This window comes from Massilia sp. CFBP9012, assembly GCF_034045115.1.
In the GTDB taxonomy this organism is placed as follows: Bacteria; Pseudomonadota; Gammaproteobacteria; order Burkholderiales; family Burkholderiaceae_D; genus Telluria.
Genome location: NZ_JAXCWM010000008.1, coordinates 247,586 through 264,879 on the forward strand (window position 1 = coordinate 247,586; position 17,294 = coordinate 264,879).

Genomic DNA, 17,294 nt, shown 5'->3' on the forward strand with positions numbered 1-17,294 from the left:
CGCGCACGATTCAGCCATCGACGGCGATGAACTCGAACTTGCCGTTGGCGCCGCGCGGAATCGCCTCGACCCGCTCCACGGCGACCTGTACGCCAGGCACCCGCTGCAGGAATTGTTCGCGCAAGGCGGCCTCGTCGCGGCTGCCGAAACCGTCGGCCGCCACCACCCGCAAGGTGAAGCGGGCCTGGCCGTGGTAGCGCACCTGGCCCTCGAGCAGGCGCAGGCCGCTGCCCTGGAACACGCGATCGAGGCGCGCCACCATGCGGCCATCGGGCAAGGTCACGCTGCGCTCCTGGCGTCCGATCACGGCCTCGACGGTCGGAAACACGCGGCCGCAGGGGCAAGGCGCGGGTTTGCCCCCGCCTTCGCCCATGCCCATGCCCATGCCCATGCCCATGCCCACCAGCACGGTGTCGCCGGTGCGGTAGCGCGCGAGCGGCATCGCGGCATTGTTCAGGCTGGTGCCGACGAGTTCGCTGCTGCCGTCCGGCAGCGCCAGCAACTCCACGCCGCCATAGTCGCTCAGCAGGTGGTAGCGGCCATGCTCGCAGGTGCCGACGGCCGCGACCCGCTCGGCCTGCCCATACCAGTCGAACACGAGGACGCCGAAGGCGCGCATGAGGGCCGCGCGCACATCCGGCTCGAGTGTCTCGGACGAGGTCATCACCCCGCGCAAGGCCCGCCCCCCATAACGGCGTCCGGCCGCTTCGAGCCAGTGGGCGATGGCGCCGATCGAGGACGGATAGGCGTGAATCACCACCGGATCGAAGGCCTCCAGCGCCGCCACATAGGCGCCGATAGTCGCGTTGGACAAGTGATAGGACGACATCACGAGCAGCTTGCCGACCGGATCGCGGCGCCAGTAACGTCCATCAGGGGGCCGCTCGTCGCACACCAGGTCGCCGCGGATCCAGGCGCGGCGCTGCCCCGGGCGCCAGCCGATCCAGCGCAGCTGGCGCTGGATGAAGGCTTCCTCGCGGATCACGGCGCCGAGCGACTGCACCAGGGTGAGCGGTGAACCCGAGGTGCCGCTGGTGCGGATCGTGTTGCGCAGCAGCGAGCCGAAGCGGCGCGGCCGCAGGTGGCGCGCAGGGTCCTGGCGCAGCGCCGACTTGGCGAGCAGGAAGGCGCCGGGCGGCACCGCGTGCAGCCGGGTCGCGTCCGGCGGCACGTCCACGCCGAGGCGGCGCGCGCGCCGCGCCACGTAGGTATTCAGGGCAGCGGCCGACCTCTCGTTGCGCAATAGAGCCGGCAGCACCAGCAGCCGCGCCGGCAGGCCGCGCGCCAGCAGGCGGCCGAGCGACCTCCACGCCAGGGCGAGCGTGCGCGCAGCCATCAGGCGCCCCGCCCGGCCGGGATGCCGGCGTAAGCCTGCGCCACCACCTGCCCCAGGATCGCATAGCTGCGATGGGCTTTTACCCAGGCCGGCCCGCGCGCGCGACAGTCGGCGGCCAGGCCGGGCTCGTGCAGCAGCCGGCGCACGGCGGCGGCGAAGGCCGGCGCCTCCATCGGCACGCACAGCCCGGCCCCGCTCTCGGCCAGTACCCGGGCCTGGTCCGGGATATCGTTGGCCACGCCGGGGATGCCCAGCGCCAGGTACTCGACCAGCTTGGTCGGCGATGAGACGTCGTACAGGACGCCGCGCGGAATCGGCGACAGGCCGACCTCGGCCCGCACCGCATAGCCGAGCGCCTTGTGCCGCGCCAGCCAGCCGGTCAGGAGCACGCGCTCGTCCAGTTGGCGGCGGGCGATCTCGGCGCGCATCCACGCCATCTCGTCGCCCGAGGGGGCGTCGCCGGCGATCACCAGCAGGATGTCGGGCACATCGAGGGCAAGCTGCTCGACGACGTCGAGCAGGAAGCCGGAGCCGCGCGCCTGCGCGACCCGGCCCAGGTACAGCACCACGCGCCGTCCGTCGAGGCGCGGGTCAAGGCTGGGAGGAATGCGCCCGCGCTCGCACAACGCCGCATCGACGCCCATCGGCACCGCCGTCATGCGCTCGCGTGCGAATCCCTTGCCTGCCAGCCAGTCGGCCATCGCCTCGCTCTGCACGAACACATGGCGCGCGCCCGGCAGCACCAGGCGGTAGAGCAGCCAGCGCGAGGCGGCGGCGCGCGCCGCATGCGCCAGCCAGCGCGGACCCCGGCCGCGGCGCGCGATCTCGTCGCGCCGCACCTCGAAGCCTTCGACGATCGGGAACGACATCCAGTACAGGAAGGGCACGCCGAGCGCGGCGGCGGCGAGGCGACCCAGCAGGCCGGACGCGATCTTGTCGCGCACCTGGATGCCGTCCGGCTTGCGGCGGCGCCAGGCGCGCGCCAGGCCCAGCAAGTCCCAGGCGGGCGACAGCACGCTGGCGTAGCGGCTGCCCAGGCTGCCGACGGCGTGCATGCAGCCGCCACCCCACTCCACCGGGCGGGCGCCGCCGGACTGGCCGACCAGTTCGCTGCCGACGCCATGGCGCGGCATCTCGACGCCGAACAGGGTCAGCAGGTCGGCGCGCACCGGCGGCAAGGGGTCGCGCACGATGAAGGCAATGGAAAACGGCTTGCGCATGGCGCCTCGTATCGATGGGTGGGACCTACGATACTAGACCGGCGCACGACGCAAACGTTTCAGCTATCGCAGACGTGGATGTTAGCGATCGCTGTCGCGGTCGGCCTTGCCGTACTCGCCCGCCTTCTTGGCCGGGGTGCGCAGGATGGACAGGATCACCAGGCCGAACAAGGCGCTGAGGATCGCCGTGGCCTCGAGTCCCATCCCGGCCGCCACGCCGATGGCCGCCGTCATCCAGACGCTGGCCGCCGTCGTCAGGCCCTTGATGTCGTTGCTCTCCTTCTGCTTGAGGATGGCGCCGGCGCCGAGGAAGCCGATGCCTGCCGTCACCCCTTGCAGGACGCGCGACAGGTCCTCGATCTTCATGCCGCCCTGCAGCGGAATCAGCACGAACAGCGCCGAGCCGACCGAGACCAGCATGTGGGTGCGCAGGCCGGCTGACGCCCCGACCGATTCGCGTTCGTAACCCAGCAGGCCGCCCAGCACGGTGGCCACCAGCAGGCGCACGACGACGGTGGTCACGTCTTCGGCATTGTTCAGGTCGGAAAATTCACGCTGGATCGTCACCCAGCTCTGGCTCCACCACACTTGCATTCGTCTATCCTCGTCCGGTTCGATTTCCTGCAAATCATGCCATTCACGCAAGATGCGTGTCGCCACGCTCAGCCATTCCACAAGGTATTGACGCGCACGCGCCACGCCGGCTTTCGTATAATCGGCTGCTCAGCCAACCTTCACGAGGAGAACCTGATGGAAACGATGGAGATCTACCGCGGCCGCCTGATCGACCACATCCAGCTGGTGGTGCGCGACCTGCCCGCTTCACGCAGGTTTTATACGGCCGTGTTCGAGGTGCTGGGCATCCCGCTGGCCGGCTCGGGCATTGATTATTTCTGGGCCGACGAGCTGTTCGTCTCGACGGCGGACAGCGAAGCGGCCCAGGGCCAATTGACCGGCCGCCATCACCTGGCCTTCCAGGCGCGCGACCGCGCCATGGTCGACGCCTTTTATCATGCGGCGCTGGCCGCCGGCGGCAAGGACAATGGCGCGCCGGGAGAACGGCGCTACCACCCGGGCTATTACGGCGCCTTCGTGATCGATCCCGACGGGAACAATATCGAAGCCGTGTACCACGGTGAAGCGACTTTCAGCGCGCGCGAGATCAAGATCACTTTCTGAACAGCCTTCACGCCAGCCGGCCCTCCTTCCACGCCAGCAGGCGTGACAGCAAAACGGCGCTGGCCTGGCTGTCGAGCTTGCGGCAGAAGTGGGCGCCGGAGGCCTTGATGCGCTCGAAGTCGTCTTCGTCCAGCACCCTGGGATTGCAGGAGCCGCCATCCGGCCACGCGATGTAGCGCAAATTGTCCGGCAGCACTCGGCCGGCGAAGCGCGAATGCATCACCAGCGTCTGGAAGAACAGCTCGTCGGGCGACTGGACGCTGCGGCAAAAACGCAGCAGGCGCGGATGCGCGTCGGCCAGGCGCAGCAATTCGCGCACGCAGCCGCGTGACAGGGTCCACCAGCATGAGCCGCCATAGGGCACAAATCCATCCGGCAGATGCCGTGTGCGTCGCAGCAGGCGCAGGGCGCGATTCGCGACGGCGCAGGCTAGTCGTTCGGCCAGCCTGCCGCTGTCGCGATGGAAGTACGCGTAACGATGCATCACGCGCCAGCCATGGGCCGCAATCGGCGCGGTCTCGATCATCTCGTATCCACGCATCCTTGCCAGCGCTGCCTTCAACATATGATTCGGCAACAGCGGGAAGTCCTGGGCCGACAGGAGGATGAGTTTGTCGAAGTCCGGGACGTCGAGCAGGATCTGGCGCATCGATGCCAGCGTGGACTCGACCTGGGACACATCGCCCCAGCGCACGGCGACCCGTTCGCGCACCAGGCGGGCAGCCGGATGCAGTCGCGCCGGATCGAGCGCGCTCTTGCGGTCGAGGTGGACGTAAACGCAGAAGTCGGGATCGCACAATTGCCGGACCAGCCCATTGAGCTGGTCCATGTCCTTGTGCGCACAGATCAGGAACGCCTGTTTCATCGGTGGCCGCAGCTACGCTCATGCGCGCCAAACTAGCATCGCGCATGAACGGAGCGCGCCACCTAGGTGCTGGGCTATTGACTAGTTCAAGGTCACGCTCTGGCCCGCGACGGTCACGGTACGCACCGTGCCCGAGGTGGCGATGTCTACCTTCGGCTTCCTGCAGCCGACGTCGAGCAGCACCAGGAACTCGGCGGTCGACTTGCCGTCGTTCTTGAGGTAGAAGGCGCCGTGGTCCTCGATCACATTGACCTTGGCGCCCGGCCCGATCCACTTGGCGAAACCGGCGTCCGGGTTCAGCGAGCGCAGGCACAGCGACTGGCCGCCGGCCGACACCTTGACGTTCTGCGCGTTCTCCACCGTCATGATGACAGGGGTATGGATATTCCACTCATAGGTGCGGGCGATCGTGCTGGCCAGGCGGTCGCGCACCAGGATCGCGTTGCCGGCATTGCGCAGATGCCAGACCTGGCGCTTGGCCATGGTCAGCTGGCCGCCATAGGCGGCGGTGGCGTCGCCTTCGGCGAAATCATAGGCGGGCTGGGCGGCGAAGCCGGTGATCTTGCCGTTGCGCTGCAGCTGTTCGCGGTAGCCCGTCACCATCTGGCCCTTGCCGCCGTCGAAGGTGACCGCATTCTGCGAGCGGGTCTGGTGGTACCAGTCGCTCCAGTACGGCGAACCGTACCAGTCGTACCAGCCGGCCTTGACCAGCAGCGGCTGGCCCGCGCTCGACAGCAGGAGGCCGTTCTGGTCACCATGGCTGTGGTTGAACGAGCCATAGGGGCTGGACTTGAAGTACAGCGAGGTCCGCTCGGCCGAGCCGATATCGCTATGCATCGAGGCCCAGCCGATGCTCGGATAATAGGCCGAGTTGGTCGGCGGAGCCTTGGTCTTGGTGTCCTTGATCGGCAGCGGATAAGGCGCTTGCAGCAGGCTCAGCGTGTCTTCGGTGCCGCCCAGGCTGGCGACGTACCAGGCCGCGCGCGGCGACACCATGCGCGAGCCGAAGGCGTGCCAGACGCGGGTGTCGGGCTTGGTCTCGGAGCCGTCGCCGAAGGCATGCACGCGCGAGCCCGGCGGCGTGAACTGGGTGGCGAAGTCGAGCAGGCCCTGGACCCAGGGCTTGGCATAGAAATTCACGCCGGACGCTTGCGACATCGGGTCCCACAGCGCGACCAGGTAGCCGGCCGCGTACTCGGCATACGCGGTGCCGTTGGCATAGCCGCCCTCCTCGCCGCTCCAGGGCGACGGCGAATTGGCATAGGCGCGGAACGAGAAATCGAACCACTTCTGCGCCTCCGGGATGTCGCCCAGCGCCAGGGTCGAGATCAGCGACAGAAAGATCAGGCTCGTGTTGCCGTGCGAATCGAAGGGGTACTGGTCGAGGCGGCCGTTGTCGCCGGCCAGGTTGCCATAGATCTCTTCGGTGCGGATCTTGACCGTGTTCAGCCAGCGCGCGCGGCGCGGCGCGTCCAGGTCGCCGGCCAGGATGTCGACCGCCTTGATCAGCGAGACCGAGATCTGGCGCGTGGCCTGGTCCTGGTTGGCATAGCTGGTGGGCCCGCGCGGGTCCAGGGCCGCCATCTGGTCGCCGCGGCGCAATGCCTCGTCGAGGAACAGGCGCTCGCCCTTCATGCGCCACATCACGGCGGCGGCCTCGAGCTGGCGGCTGGCTTCGTTGACGCGCTGGCGGATGTCGGTCTGCTGGCTGGCCATGGCGGCCGTCAGCGGCGAGCTGATGACGATCGGCCAGCGCCCATCGCTCAGGGTCGGCACGGCGTTGATCTGCAGCTTGATCTCGTTGCTCATGCGGCTGACGTAGGGATCGAGTTCGGCGCGCTTGGCACTGTTCCAGCTCGCATATGGCGTGAACGAGGGCGGCAGCGCGCGCGGCCGCGCCTTGGCCGTGATGCGCGCGCGCAGCGTGGCATTGTCCGGCACCTCGAACAGGTTCGACCGGCTGGTGACCGAGAACGCGCGCGGCGTCGACCAGTCGTCGCTGCCGACCGGACGCACGCGCCAGGTGTACTTGCCCAGGGCCAGGGCTTTCGGCGGCAGGTACCAGTTGCGCTCGGTGACGACCTTTCCCGGCGCACCGCCGCTTGGCGTGATCTCGAGTTCATAGGCGGCGGGGCCGTTTGCGTGGCGCGCCCAGGTGAATCCGGGCGGGTTCTGGGCCTGGACCTGGCCCAAAGCCGGGCTGGGTTGGACGACCAAAGGATCGGGGGACTGGGCCCAGTCCGCGCGCGCACTCGCACATACCAAGAGCGACGCCAGCGCTAGCGCGTGGACCAGACCTTTCCGGTGAAAATTCATGCTCAAGCTCCGAGAGAACTAGGATTGTTCAGGGACCGCGCCACGGTCGGGCGCTGGATCGATACCTGCTGCAGGCATCGGACGATGCTTGCTTGATAGGAAGAATGTTACCGCAGGTTTTTTTGAACAAAATCAACTTCCCCATGGAAACACGAGGTTTATTTGCTTTTTCGCCTGCCGTTCGCACGAATCCAACACGAGCGATTTAACATTTTGTGAACAGGATGTTCTGTCCTGTAACTGTCGTGCTCGATGTGGAAAGACTGTGCGATAACTAAGTACTCAATTGGAAATAAATGTGAATTTTGGCAAACGGAACGGGATGCGGTGCAAGGCGGCGACTGCGCCGCAGTGCGAGCACTGCAAGCAGGCGCCAACGCGGCAACGCGCCGGTTCTGGCAGCCAAAAACACATTTATTTACGGGTGAGTACTTAGGTTTGCGCCTGGCCATCTCGGGCGTGCAAGGCCCGCATGCGCTTCAGGTAGCGCAGGCAATAGACGCCGAACGAGAGCGGCGCCTTGCCCGCATGGCGGCGGCGCACGGCGAATTCCTCGCGCCGCGCCGCGATCCGGTTGCGCGACGAGACGCTGCCGGCATGGTCGCGGAACACGGCCAGCACCGCGTCCACCAGCGCCGGCGGGCTCAACATGCCCAGCCGCAGCCACAGATCGACGTCCATCGCATAGCGCAGGCGCTCGTCGAAGCCACCGACCAGGGCGAACACGTCGCGCCGCACGAACACGGCCGGGTGCGGCACCCAGGCGCGGCCGGCGGCAAAAGAGCGGTAAGAGAATGGCGGCATCGCGTTCGGCGGCAGCAGGCGGCCCGCCTTGAGCACCTGGATCTTGCCGACCACCCAGGCCGGCGGACCGCCGCCATCGCGCGCCTGCTCGATGCGCCGCGCGACCGTGGACAGCACCGCCGGGCCGGCATAGTAGTCGTCCGAGTGCAGGTGGGCGACATAGCGGCCGCTCGCCGCGGCGATGCCCCGGTTCATGGCGTGGCCGATGCCGCCCCGCACGTCGCGCAGCACGCGCTTGTTGCCGGGATAGGCGGCGAGCATGTCCAGGGTGGCGTCGCTCGAGCCGCCATCGACGAAGATGTGCTCCAGGTCGCGGCAGGTCTGGGCCTGGACCGAGGCCAGCGTGTCAGCCAGCGTGGCGGCGCTGTTCCAGGTGCAGGTGACGATCGAGAAGGTCGGCGGGTTCGGCATACAGCTCCAGTAAGGTGGGCAGCAGGCGGGCGGCGTCGGCCCCGAAGCCGGCTGGCGGCGCAATGGGTGACGGCGGTGGCGCCGCCGCGAGCAGGCGCGCGAGCCGCGCCACCAGCTGCGGCATGGCGGGGGCCAGCGCCAGCTGGCCCGGATACTGGACGTATTGCGCCAGCTCGGGTGTGCCGCCGCGCGCCAGCGCCAGGCAGCCGCGGCCCAGCGCCAGCGCTTCGAGCACCGCGGTGCTGCAGGCTTCCTCGCACACCGAGGGCACCACGCACAGGTGGGCGCGCGCGGCCAGGGCCATGGTGGCCGCATGGTCTTGCCAGCCAAGGAAACGCACCTGCGGGCCGGCGTGGCGCCGCTCCAGCGCCGCGCGCTGCGGACCGTCGCCGACGACCGTCAGGCGGGCTTGCAGCGGCAGGCGGCCGGCGGCGGCGTCGAGGAATTCCGCAAAACCCTTGCCGGTGTCGAGCCTCCCGGCCAGCACCACCTCTCCGGCCTGTGGCATGGGCGCGGCCAGGGCCAGCGCGCGCAGGCAGGCATAGTCGACCAGGTTGGGGATCACGCGGCTGCGCGACAGGTCGGCATCGGGCACCGCGCGCAGGAAGCGGCGGCGCAGGAAGTCGGACACGAACACCGTCTTGTGGCGGGCGAAGGCGCGCGCGGCCTGGCTGCGGTAGCCGCTGACGGCGAGCGCCGTCAGCACCGTCCGCACCGGCCCAGGGTTCGGGCCGGCGTGGCGCGCGCTGCACGCCGTGCACGCGCCCGGCGCCAGCCGCCCGCACACGGCGCCGTCGACGAAGCGCAGGTGGGTCAGGCATTCGCTGCCCTGGTCGTGGCGGGTCTGCACGAAGTTGATGCCATCGCGGACGTACAGGCCCGTCATCGGCAGGTGGCCATGGTAGTGGACCACGTCGAAGCCGGCGGCGTGGGCATCGATGGCGCGCGCGATGCGGCGCGCGAAATATGGCCGCTTGAGCGGATTGAACATGCCCAGCTGGGCCTCTTTCCAGCCCGGCCGTGCGATGGCGAAGCCGGGCCGGAAGCGGCCGGCGAAGCCGATCTGGCGCGCCGGGTCGGCCGAGGACCGGTCGCCGCGGCCCAGGATCTCGACGGCATGGCCTTCCTGCAGCAGGCGGTTGGCCAGGGTCACCACGTGCTTGCCAAGGCCGCCCACCTGGTCGCCTGGCAAATCCTCGGACACCATCAGGATGCGCATGTCCTGTTGTCCTTCTTCCTCAACCCGCCCGGGCGCGCGCCGGCTGGCAGCGCGTCTTGAGGCGGGCCCAGGCCAGGTCGCGGTCTTCGCGCTCGAGCACGAACAGCGCCCCATGCAGGGCCAGCAGCAGCGCGGTCGCGGCCAGGATCGCGAGGAAGGCGCCCAGGCTGCCGCCCCACAGGGCCTCGGCGGCGCTGGCGGCGATGGCGACCAATGCGATCCCGGCCAGCCCCGGCACATAGCCATGGACCAGCAGGCGCCGCAGCGGGGTCGGAACCGTGCGGCCATGGACGTAGACCAGGAAGGCCGTGGCGAACAGCAGCGAGGTGGCCAGGTGGCCCCAGGCAGCCCCCACGATGCCCCAGCCGGCCACGCCGGCGTAGACGAGGCCCAGTCCGGCCAGTGCGCGCACCACGGCGAACAGGCCCGAGACGCGCGGGTGGCCCATGCCGTCGTTGACCAGCGACGGCAGGCTGGTCAGGGAATCGACGAATTGCGACAAGGCCATCAGCGCCAGGATGGCGGCGCCATGGCGCGCGAAGGCGGCGTCCATCCAGTAGCCCAGGATCTGATGGGCGAACACCGCCAGCAGCACCAGGATCGCCGCGTTCAAATACACCACGTAGCGCGTCGCCTTGAGGTAGACCGCGTCCAGGCGCGCCAGCTCGCCCCTGGCCGCGAGCGCGCTGGCGGCAGGGAAGAATACGGCCGACAGGCGAAAGCTCAGCCCCAGCACGCGATTGGCCATGGTGGCGGCAACCGCGAAATACGCCAGGCCGGCGACGCCGACCAGGGCTCCGATCACCAGCTTGTCGGCGTGGGCATACGAGAGCGCGGCAAAGCGCGACAGGAAAGTCCAGCCCGAGAAGCGCAGCAGGGTGGCACGCACGCCGGCGGCCGGCCAGCGCCAGCGCCAGCCAGGCAGCAGGCGCCGGATCGCACGCCACAGCACCAGGGCGTGGATGCCGCTGGCGACCACGCGCAGCAGGATCACCTCGAACAGGCCGAAGCCCAGGGCCAGCACGCCCACCGAGGCCAGCGGCAGCAGCGCGCCGAACGCCATCTCGAGCCGGCCTGAAATATCGTAGCGCATCAGCGACTGCGGCACGCTGTTCAGGTAGATCTGCAGCTGGCTGAACAGGAAAGCCAGCGCGGCCAGTTGCAGGGTCGCGCCCGCCTCGCGGCGCAAGGCCGCCGGCACGACGAACACGGCCTCGATCAGCCAGGCCGCGCTCAGATAGATGCCCAGTGCGCCGAAGAGGCCAATGGCGGCATAGGTGGCCAGGCCGAAGGACAAGGTCTCGGCGACCTGCCGCGCATCGCCGTTGGCGCGGTGCTGGGCGATGTATTTGACGGAACCGGCGGTGAGGTTGATGTCCATCACCGCGAAATAGCCGACGATGGCCGTCACCAGCGAGTACACGCCATAGCCGGCCTGGCCCAGGCCACGCACCACCAGCGGCACCGTGCCCAGCATCACCAGCGCGGGGACCGCCGCCCCGAGCAGGTTGGACCACGCGTTGCGGGCCAGGCGCAGCTTCATCAGGCCGGCACCGGTTGGCGCTGCGGCGCGCGCTGCCAGGCCGGCCGCTGCAGTGCTGTCGGCCCCTGCGCTGCTGCCAGCGCCAGGTAAGGCAAGCTCAGGCATAAGGCCAGCATTTGCGTGGTGCGCACCTGCGGGAACGGCGTGCCGATCAAAAGGTCAGGGATCATGAACGCCAGCCCCGCCGCCCCGGCCGCACCCAGCCCCAGCAGTTCGGGCGGCAGGCTGCGCAGCGCCCGCCGCGCGCCCACGACGAAGGCGACGATGGTCCCCGCCAGCAGCACCGTGCCAATCAGGCCGCTCTTGAGCGCGATGTGCAGCACCCCGCTGTGCAGGAACAGGCCACCGTCCGGATTGCCTTGCCACGAAATGGCCTGGTAGCCATGGTAGCGGCCCCAGGCGCCAATGCCGGCCAGCGGGTGCGCCAGAAAGTCGGCGAAGGCGAGCTTGAGTTCCAGCACCCGTTCGCTTTCGGGACCGAAGCGGCGCGACTGCATATCGTGCAACAGGCCGCCCGCCGCACGGCTTCCGCCTTCGGCCCGCGTCTGCGCCAGCCGCCGCGCAGCCACGAAGGCCATGGCGGCGCCGGCCAGCGGCATCGCGGCCAGGCCCAGCTGCAGGCGGCGCGCGGGAGGAAAGCGCAGCAGCACGACCGCGAACGCCAGCAGGAGGCCGATCCAGGCGGTGCGGCGATAGGACAGCACGACGCACAGCGTGGTCGCGACGAGGGTAGCCCATGCCAGCGCGCGCCACGGCCGGCCTGGCGCCGGCAGCGCCGCGCCCGATGGCGCCTGGAACAGCGCGACGGCGGCGATAGCGAACGCCAGGGTGCACAGCAGGCTGTCGTTGATGTCGAAGAAGGTCAGGCGGATCTGGATGGCATTCATATTGGCATACACATTGTTCGGGTCGCCGCCCGCTGCCGCCCAGCGGCCGAGGCCGAACAGCGCGCGTGCGAGACCCGCCAGCATGATGAAGCGCGCCAGTTCGAGCGCCTGCTCGCGGGTGCGGAAGGCCAGCAGCATCAGCGAGATCAGCGGCGCCATCCAGACGATATTCGAGAAGCCCGACGGCGCCAGCGACGCGGCCAGCGGCACCCCGGTGGCCAGCCCGACGCCGACGTGGGCGGCCAGCAGGACGGTCCAGGCCAGGAACCAGGGCCGCAGATTGCAGGCCGGGGCGTCCTGGGGCTGCGGGCCGCTGGCGACGTTGTTATTGAAACTGGCGGCCATGCGGGCGCACAGCCAGGCGCCGAGGACGTACCACAGCACCACGCCGAAGAACAGCATGCCCGAGCCCCGGCTGTAGATGCTGCGTGACGCGAACACGGCCAGGTTGCCATAGCTGGTGGAATTGACCCAGAAAAAGACCAGCAGATAGGGATAGACCAGGAAGCGCGGCCATACCATCCCGACGCCGATCCCCAGTACGGCCGCGAGCGACAGGCCGATGACGAACAGCCACGGCAGCGAATAATAAATATAGGGCAGGATGTCGTTCATCGCCGCGCTGTCGCCGGGTCAGTGGTGCATTCTGCCGGCGGCGCGGGCCGGTGTGGCGGCCGCATCTGCGGCGACGGCCACTGTGTCGGCGCCGATCAGGTGGGCCCGGTCTCCCGGCGCCAGCGCCGCGAGCAGGTCGGCCACGAAGCGGTCTTGCACCCGCCAGGCGGCGTGGCGGTCGGACCCGATGGTCGATACCCGCACCAGCATGCCGTCCGGGATCTCGCCCGACAGGCCGTAGGCGAGACGGCGCAGTTTTTGCTGGATGCCGGCCTTGGTCGCCTTGTCGCCGATGGTGATCCAGTAGGTGATCGGCTCGTTGCGCTCGCTCAGGCGCGCCACCAGGCGCTTGACCGGCAAGCGGCCATGGCGGGTGGGCAGCAGGTCGTCGCTGTCCTCGACCAGCTCAAAGCCCTGGGCCACGTAGCAGACCTCGGGCAGGTGCAGCTGCAATGCCCGGCTCTGGTCGCCGCCATAGGCGATCGACAGCATCACCCGCTGGCCGTGCGGGTCGATATAGGTGCGCGACAGGGTCTGGTCGTAGATCTTCGCCAGCACGCCCTGCTGCTCCGGGTCGGGCTGCAGGGGCACGACGCCCGGGTCGACCGTCCAGGCGCCGAAGCGTTGCGGGATCATCTGCTCGAGGCTGAAGCGCTCGTGCGGCAGCGGCGCGCGCGGCGTCGGCGTCAGGGCCCCGGTCAGGGCCGAGGTGGCGGCCATGGCCAGGCCCAGCACGATGCTGACGGCCAGGTGGCGGCGCGCCGGTTTCATCGGACGGCCCCACGCATGGGACCCGGCACGCCCGGAGAATTCGGCGGCGAACCCGGCCGGCCGCCGCCGGGATGGCGCGGCGCGCCGCCACGCGCGTCTTCGCGGCGCTTGATGAACCATTGCAGGGCCGAGTCGAGCGCCAGGATCATCAGGAGCGCCGTCACGAACAGCACCATGCCGGCAAAGCCGTGCAGGAAGCCCTGCCCGGCCGCGTCGCCGAAATTATAGGTGACCAGGGTCAGCGCGATCACGCGGATCACGTTCGCCGTGAACGAGACCGGCACGATCAGGACCGCCAGCGCCATATTGCGAAAGGCCGAAGGATGGCGCATCAGGTTCAGGTAGAACAGGCCCAGCGCCTCGAGGGTCAGGAGGGTCTGCAGGCCGGCACAGGCATCGGCCACCAGCAGCTGGTACTGGCCGATCTGCAGCACCACGCCCGAGCGCGAGATCGGATACCCGGCCGCGAACAGCAGGTGTTCGGTGGCCCAGGAGACGGCCATCTTCATTGGCATCGTCACCGCCGCCACCAGCTCGCTCGGCAGGGGCACCATGAACAGCATGAAGAAAAACGGAAACCACAGCTGGCGCAGGGCGCCCGCGCCCAGCTTGAGCAGGACGGTTGCCGCCAGCACCGCCAGGATCGAGGCGACCTCGAACATCAAGATGTTTTGCGAACGGCCCAGCAGGTGGATGCCCAGGCCGAAGGCCAGCGCCGCCCAGCCGGTCGGGTGCGGCCGCGCCGGCGTGCTGGCCGCCCTCACCTCGGGCCACTTGCGCCAGATCAGCCACAGGGACAGGAAGAAGATGATCGGTCCATGGCCCTGCTCTTCGCCGATCCAGGCGCCGCTGAACAGGTCGTGGAAGGTCGGTCCGAACAGCAGGGCCAGGCCCAGCATGACCGGCCACCATTCGGGCAAGGCCTGGCGCAGGCCGTGCCGCAAGTCCATCTCGCGCCCGGTCGCCATATCAGAACTCCATCACCACCGAACCGACCACTTCGGCGCCGGCATCGGCCATCTGCCCGGCCATGCGCGCCACGTCGGCGATGCGGGTGCGGTGCTTGCAGGCCACCAGCAGCACGCCGCCGGCGCGGCCCGCCACCGCCAGGGCATCGGCGCCGGCGGTAAAGGGCGGCAAGTCGACCAGCACGACGTCGTGGCGGCTTTCCAGCTGCGCCGATAGCGTGCGGAAAGCGGGCCGCGCCAGCAGTTCTTGCGGATTCGGCGGCAAGGTCCCGGCCGGCAGCACCGACAGGTCGGCAAAGGACGGCACCCCCAAGATGGCATCCAGATCGGCCCGTCCCGCCAGCAGGTCGGACAGGCCCTGGCGCGGCCTGAGCCCGAACAGTTCATGCTGGCGCGGCGCGCGCAGGTTGGCGTCCACCAGCAGCGTCTGCTCGCCGAGCTGGGAAAACACCAGCGCCAGATTGGCCGCGAACAGGCTGGCGCCATCGTCCGGGTCGGCGCCGGCGATCGCCAGCGCGCGCCGCCCGCGCGCGAACCAGCGCAGCATCAGCTGGCTGCGGATCGCGCGCAAGGCTTCGACCTGCGGCGAAAACGGCTCGTAGGCGGCGACCAGCCTGGGCGAGAGCCTGGCCTGCCCTTTCTGCACATAGGGATAGGCGAACTGCCGCGCCAGCGCCTGCTGGATATCGTCCTGGCTCACCAGGCCGAGGCGCAGCGCCGCTTCACCGAAGCGGATGCCCAGGTCTTCGTGGGTGCGCAGCACGCGCTCGGCGTCATCGACGCTGAGCTTGCCCGCATCGACCAGCAGCGTCCCCAGGCTGGCATCGCGGCCGGGGCCACTGTGCAGGGCGGATAGCACGGATGAGTTCATGGCGAGTCCTCGGCTCAGCTCAGTTCAGCTCAATTCAGGCGCGGTCGCACGCCGGGCGCCATCAGCCTGCGAATACGGCCCTCGCGCGCGGGCGGCGCCTGCCAGGCGATGGTGCCCAGTACCGGAATGCCCAGCATGTCGCGCAGGTCGCTGGCCGAGCGCACCGGCCGCGCCAGCAATTCCAGCAGCAGCGCCAGGCCGACGCCGAGCACGGTGCCGAGCACGATCGCCGCCAGCGTATTGAGCAGGATGCGTGGGCCGCTCGGCGTCGTGGGGGCCACGGCCGGGTTGAGCACCGAGACGTCGGATTGCTCGGACAGGGCCTCGATCCGCGTCTGCGAGTAGCGCTGGCTGGCCGCATCGAAGGCGCGCTGCGCGCCCTCGAGGTCTTTCAGCAAGGGGCCGAGCTCGTCGCGGGTGCGGTTCAGCTCCAGTACGCGCTCCTTTTGCGCCGCCAGCTCGCTGCGCAGCTGGGCTTCGCGCTGGCGGTAGACGTCGGCGTTGGCGCCGACGCTGCGGGTGACGGTGCCCAGCGCACTGGCGAGCTCGGCGCGCAGCTTGCCGGCTTCGGCAGCCGCCGCCTGGTATTGCGGGTGGTTGCGACCGAAGTTCGCGCCGGCCTCGGCCAGCTTGGCCTCGGCGCTGGCCAGGTTCATGCGCAGGTTCTGGATCAGGGTATTGTTGGCGACGTCGGGCGAATCGACGGCCGCGCCGGCCGTACCGGCGGTCTTTTCACGCGAGCCCGCTTCCATGGCCGCGGCCTGGGCCACGACCAGCTGGGCGGCCAGGTCGTTCAGGCGCGACAGCTCGACATCGACCCGGTTGTTGTCGAGGCTGACGATGCCTTTTTCTTGCTGGTACTTCGACAGGCGGGCCTGGGCCGCCTCGAGGTTGTCGCGCAACTGCCTGGTCTGCTCATTGAAGTACAGCGAGGCGTTCTTGGCCGGCTCGGTCTTGAGCTGCACGCCGGCCCGCCGGTACTCCTCGGCGAAGGCGTTCGCGACCGCGGCCGCGAACACGGGGTCGGCGCCGCTGAAGCTGATCTCGACCACGCTCGACTCGCGCGACGGCATGATCTCGAGCTTCTGGAGCAGCAGGTCGGCCAGCCAGTCGCGCACCGTCCCCCTGCCCTCGTTGGCTTCCTGGAATTGCTGGACGACGGCCGGGCTGGACGCCAGCCGCAGCGTATCGACGACGCGCAGCGCCACGTTCTTGCTGCCGATGATGTCCATCTGCGTTGCCATATATCCCGGCATCAACTGCCCCGGCATCGTCAGGCCGGTGAGCGGATCGACGCCCTTGTAGTTGAGCAGCACCGATGCCGTGGCTTCGTAGGTCTTTTGCTGCACCACGCTCCAGCCGAGGGCGAGCAGCACCGTGACCAGGAGCGTTCCCAGGACGATCTTCTTACGGGCCAGCAAGATCAGCAAAAATTGATGCACGCTCATGACTCACCTCTACGTGCCGGTGCTCCAGCGTCGTTAAAACCAGCTTTCGCGCACCACGATGACGTCGTCGACCTGGACCGCATCGCCGGCCTGGACATCCAGCGTGACCGGCTTGCCGCTGGGGTCGCGGCGCGTGACCTTGATGCCGTTATCGCTACCGCGCGGGCTCAGGCCACCGCCGGCCGAGATCGCCTGCTGGACCGTCATGCCGCGCTCCAGGCGGAACGCCCCCGGTCGGCCGACCTCGCCGGTGACGTAGGCGCGCGGCGCCCGCTCCACGAAGATGATGTCGCCGCCGGCAACCTCGTAGTCCCTGTCGAGCTCGCCCTTGCGCACCATGTCGACCACATCGATGGTCTCGCGCGTCGTCTTGCCGTCGCGCGTGCGCACCAGGCTGATCATGTCGCCGCCGTCGCCATGGATGCCGCCGGCCAGCGCCAGCATGTCGAGCACCTTGCGCCTGCCTTCGACCGGATAGCGGCCCGGCCGGTTCACCTGGCCCAGCACCGATACCTGCTGGCTGGCCAGCGTGGTCACCAGCATGTTCACCTGGGCCCGCTTGATGTAGCCACCCTTCTCGAGCTGGCCGGCGATCTTTTTTTCGGCGGCGGCCACCGACAGGCCGCCGACCTCGACCTGGCCCAGCAGCGGGAACGTGATGTGCCCGCTCTCGCTGACGCGGGTCTCGATCGACAGGTCGGGGCTTCCATACACGGACAGCTTGACCACGTCGCCGGCGCCCAGCTGCACCTCGGCCGCAACGGCCACGCCCATGCCCAGCATGAAGGCGGCCCCCGTCATCCACTTGATCCAGCGTTTCATCGTCAGTCTCCAGGCACGT

Annotated in this window: 15 protein-coding genes; 1 reads left to right on the forward strand and 14 read right to left on the reverse strand. The window is 69.1% G+C overall.

Annotated elements, in window-relative coordinates; genetic code table 11:
- Positions 1 to 10 precede the first annotated feature (10 nt).
- The 3 genes from SOM61_RS15420 to SOM61_RS15430 all read right to left on the reverse strand — a co-directional run bounded on the left by SOM61_RS15420 (position 11) and on the right by SOM61_RS15430 (position 3,150).
- Positions 11 to 1,336 (reverse strand): phenylacetate--CoA ligase family protein, encoded by a 1,326-nt coding sequence (locus SOM61_RS15420; protein WP_320474897.1) that lies wholly within the window; start codon positions 1,334 to 1,336, stop codon positions 11 to 13.
- The gene (locus SOM61_RS15425) at positions 1,336 to 2,556 is read right to left on the reverse strand and encodes a glycosyltransferase (protein ID WP_320474898.1); all 1,221 of its coding nucleotides are present in this window, start codon (positions 2,554 to 2,556) and stop codon (positions 1,336 to 1,338) included. The genes SOM61_RS15420 and SOM61_RS15425 overlap by 1 nt, the downstream gene beginning before the upstream one ends.
- A gap of 81 nt (positions 2,557 to 2,637) precedes the next feature.
- Positions 2,638 to 3,150: an MgtC/SapB family protein gene (locus tag SOM61_RS15430; RefSeq protein ID WP_320474899.1), complete on the reverse strand. Its 513-nt coding sequence runs from the start codon at positions 3,148 to 3,150 to the stop codon at positions 2,638 to 2,640.
- A 156-nt stretch (positions 3,151 to 3,306) separates the two neighbouring features.
- On the opposite strand from SOM61_RS15430, the gene SOM61_RS15435 reads away from it, so the two are divergent.
- Positions 3,307 to 3,735 (forward strand): VOC family protein, encoded by a 429-nt coding sequence (locus SOM61_RS15435; RefSeq protein ID WP_320474900.1) that lies wholly within the window; start codon positions 3,307 to 3,309, stop codon positions 3,733 to 3,735.
- 7 nt (positions 3,736 to 3,742) lie between these two features.
- Here the strand turns inward: SOM61_RS15435 and SOM61_RS15440 are convergent, their stop codons facing one another.
- The 11 genes from SOM61_RS15440 to epsE all read right to left on the reverse strand — a co-directional run bounded on the left by SOM61_RS15440 (position 3,743) and on the right by epsE (position 17,275).
- On the reverse strand, positions 3,743 to 4,600 hold the full coding sequence (locus tag SOM61_RS15440) for a beta-1,6-N-acetylglucosaminyltransferase (protein ID WP_320474901.1): 858 nt from the start codon (positions 4,598 to 4,600) through the stop codon (positions 3,743 to 3,745).
- Between the two features lie 81 nt (positions 4,601 to 4,681).
- Positions 4,682 to 6,916 (reverse strand): heparinase II/III domain-containing protein, encoded by a 2,235-nt coding sequence (locus SOM61_RS15445; RefSeq protein WP_320474902.1) that lies wholly within the window; start codon positions 6,914 to 6,916, stop codon positions 4,682 to 4,684.
- Positions 6,917 to 7,348: 432 nt separating this feature from the next.
- Entirely contained in the window at positions 7,349 to 8,131 is a 783-nt protein-coding gene (locus tag SOM61_RS15450) for a glycosyltransferase family 2 protein (protein WP_320474903.1), read from the reverse strand.
- Positions 8,067 to 9,350, reverse strand: a complete 1,284-nt coding sequence (locus SOM61_RS15455; RefSeq protein ID WP_320474904.1) for a glycosyltransferase family 4 protein — start codon at positions 9,348 to 9,350, stop codon at positions 8,067 to 8,069. Before SOM61_RS15455 ends, SOM61_RS15450 begins: the two co-directional genes overlap by 65 nt.
- Positions 9,351 to 9,369: 19 nt before the next feature.
- Positions 9,370 to 10,998 carry an oligosaccharide flippase family protein gene (locus SOM61_RS15460; protein WP_320474905.1) on the reverse strand — a complete coding sequence of 543 codons (1,629 nt, stop codon included), beginning with the start codon at positions 10,996 to 10,998 and terminating at the stop codon, positions 9,370 to 9,372.
- Positions 10,893 to 12,395 (reverse strand): O-antigen ligase family protein, encoded by a 1,503-nt coding sequence (locus SOM61_RS15465; RefSeq protein WP_320474906.1) that lies wholly within the window; start codon positions 12,393 to 12,395, stop codon positions 10,893 to 10,895. The genes SOM61_RS15460 and SOM61_RS15465 overlap by 106 nt, the downstream gene beginning before the upstream one ends.
- Positions 12,396 to 12,413: 18 nt before the next feature.
- Positions 12,414 to 13,166, reverse strand: a complete 753-nt coding sequence (gene epsI, locus SOM61_RS15470; RefSeq protein ID WP_320474907.1) for an exosortase-associated protein EpsI, B-type — start codon at positions 13,164 to 13,166, stop codon at positions 12,414 to 12,416.
- The gene (xrtB, locus tag SOM61_RS15475; protein WP_320474908.1) at positions 13,163 to 14,134 is read right to left on the reverse strand and encodes an exosortase B; all 972 of its coding nucleotides are present in this window, start codon (positions 14,132 to 14,134) and stop codon (positions 13,163 to 13,165) included. The genes epsI and xrtB overlap by 4 nt, the downstream gene beginning before the upstream one ends.
- A 1-nt stretch (position 14,135) precedes the next feature.
- Positions 14,136 to 15,005 (reverse strand): chain length determinant protein tyrosine kinase EpsG, encoded by an 870-nt coding sequence (gene epsG / locus SOM61_RS15480; protein WP_320474909.1) that lies wholly within the window; start codon positions 15,003 to 15,005, stop codon positions 14,136 to 14,138.
- Between the two features lie 29 nt (positions 15,006 to 15,034).
- Complete coding sequence (gene epsF / locus SOM61_RS15485; RefSeq protein WP_320474910.1) at positions 15,035 to 16,453, reverse strand: chain length determinant protein EpsF; 1,419 nt, start codon at positions 16,451 to 16,453, stop codon at positions 15,035 to 15,037.
- Between the two features lie 33 nt (positions 16,454 to 16,486).
- Positions 16,487 to 17,275 carry a polysaccharide export protein EpsE gene (gene epsE, locus SOM61_RS15490; RefSeq protein ID WP_320474911.1) on the reverse strand — a complete coding sequence of 263 codons (789 nt, stop codon included), beginning with the start codon at positions 17,273 to 17,275 and terminating at the stop codon, positions 16,487 to 16,489.
- Positions 17,276 to 17,294 lie beyond the last annotated feature (19 nt).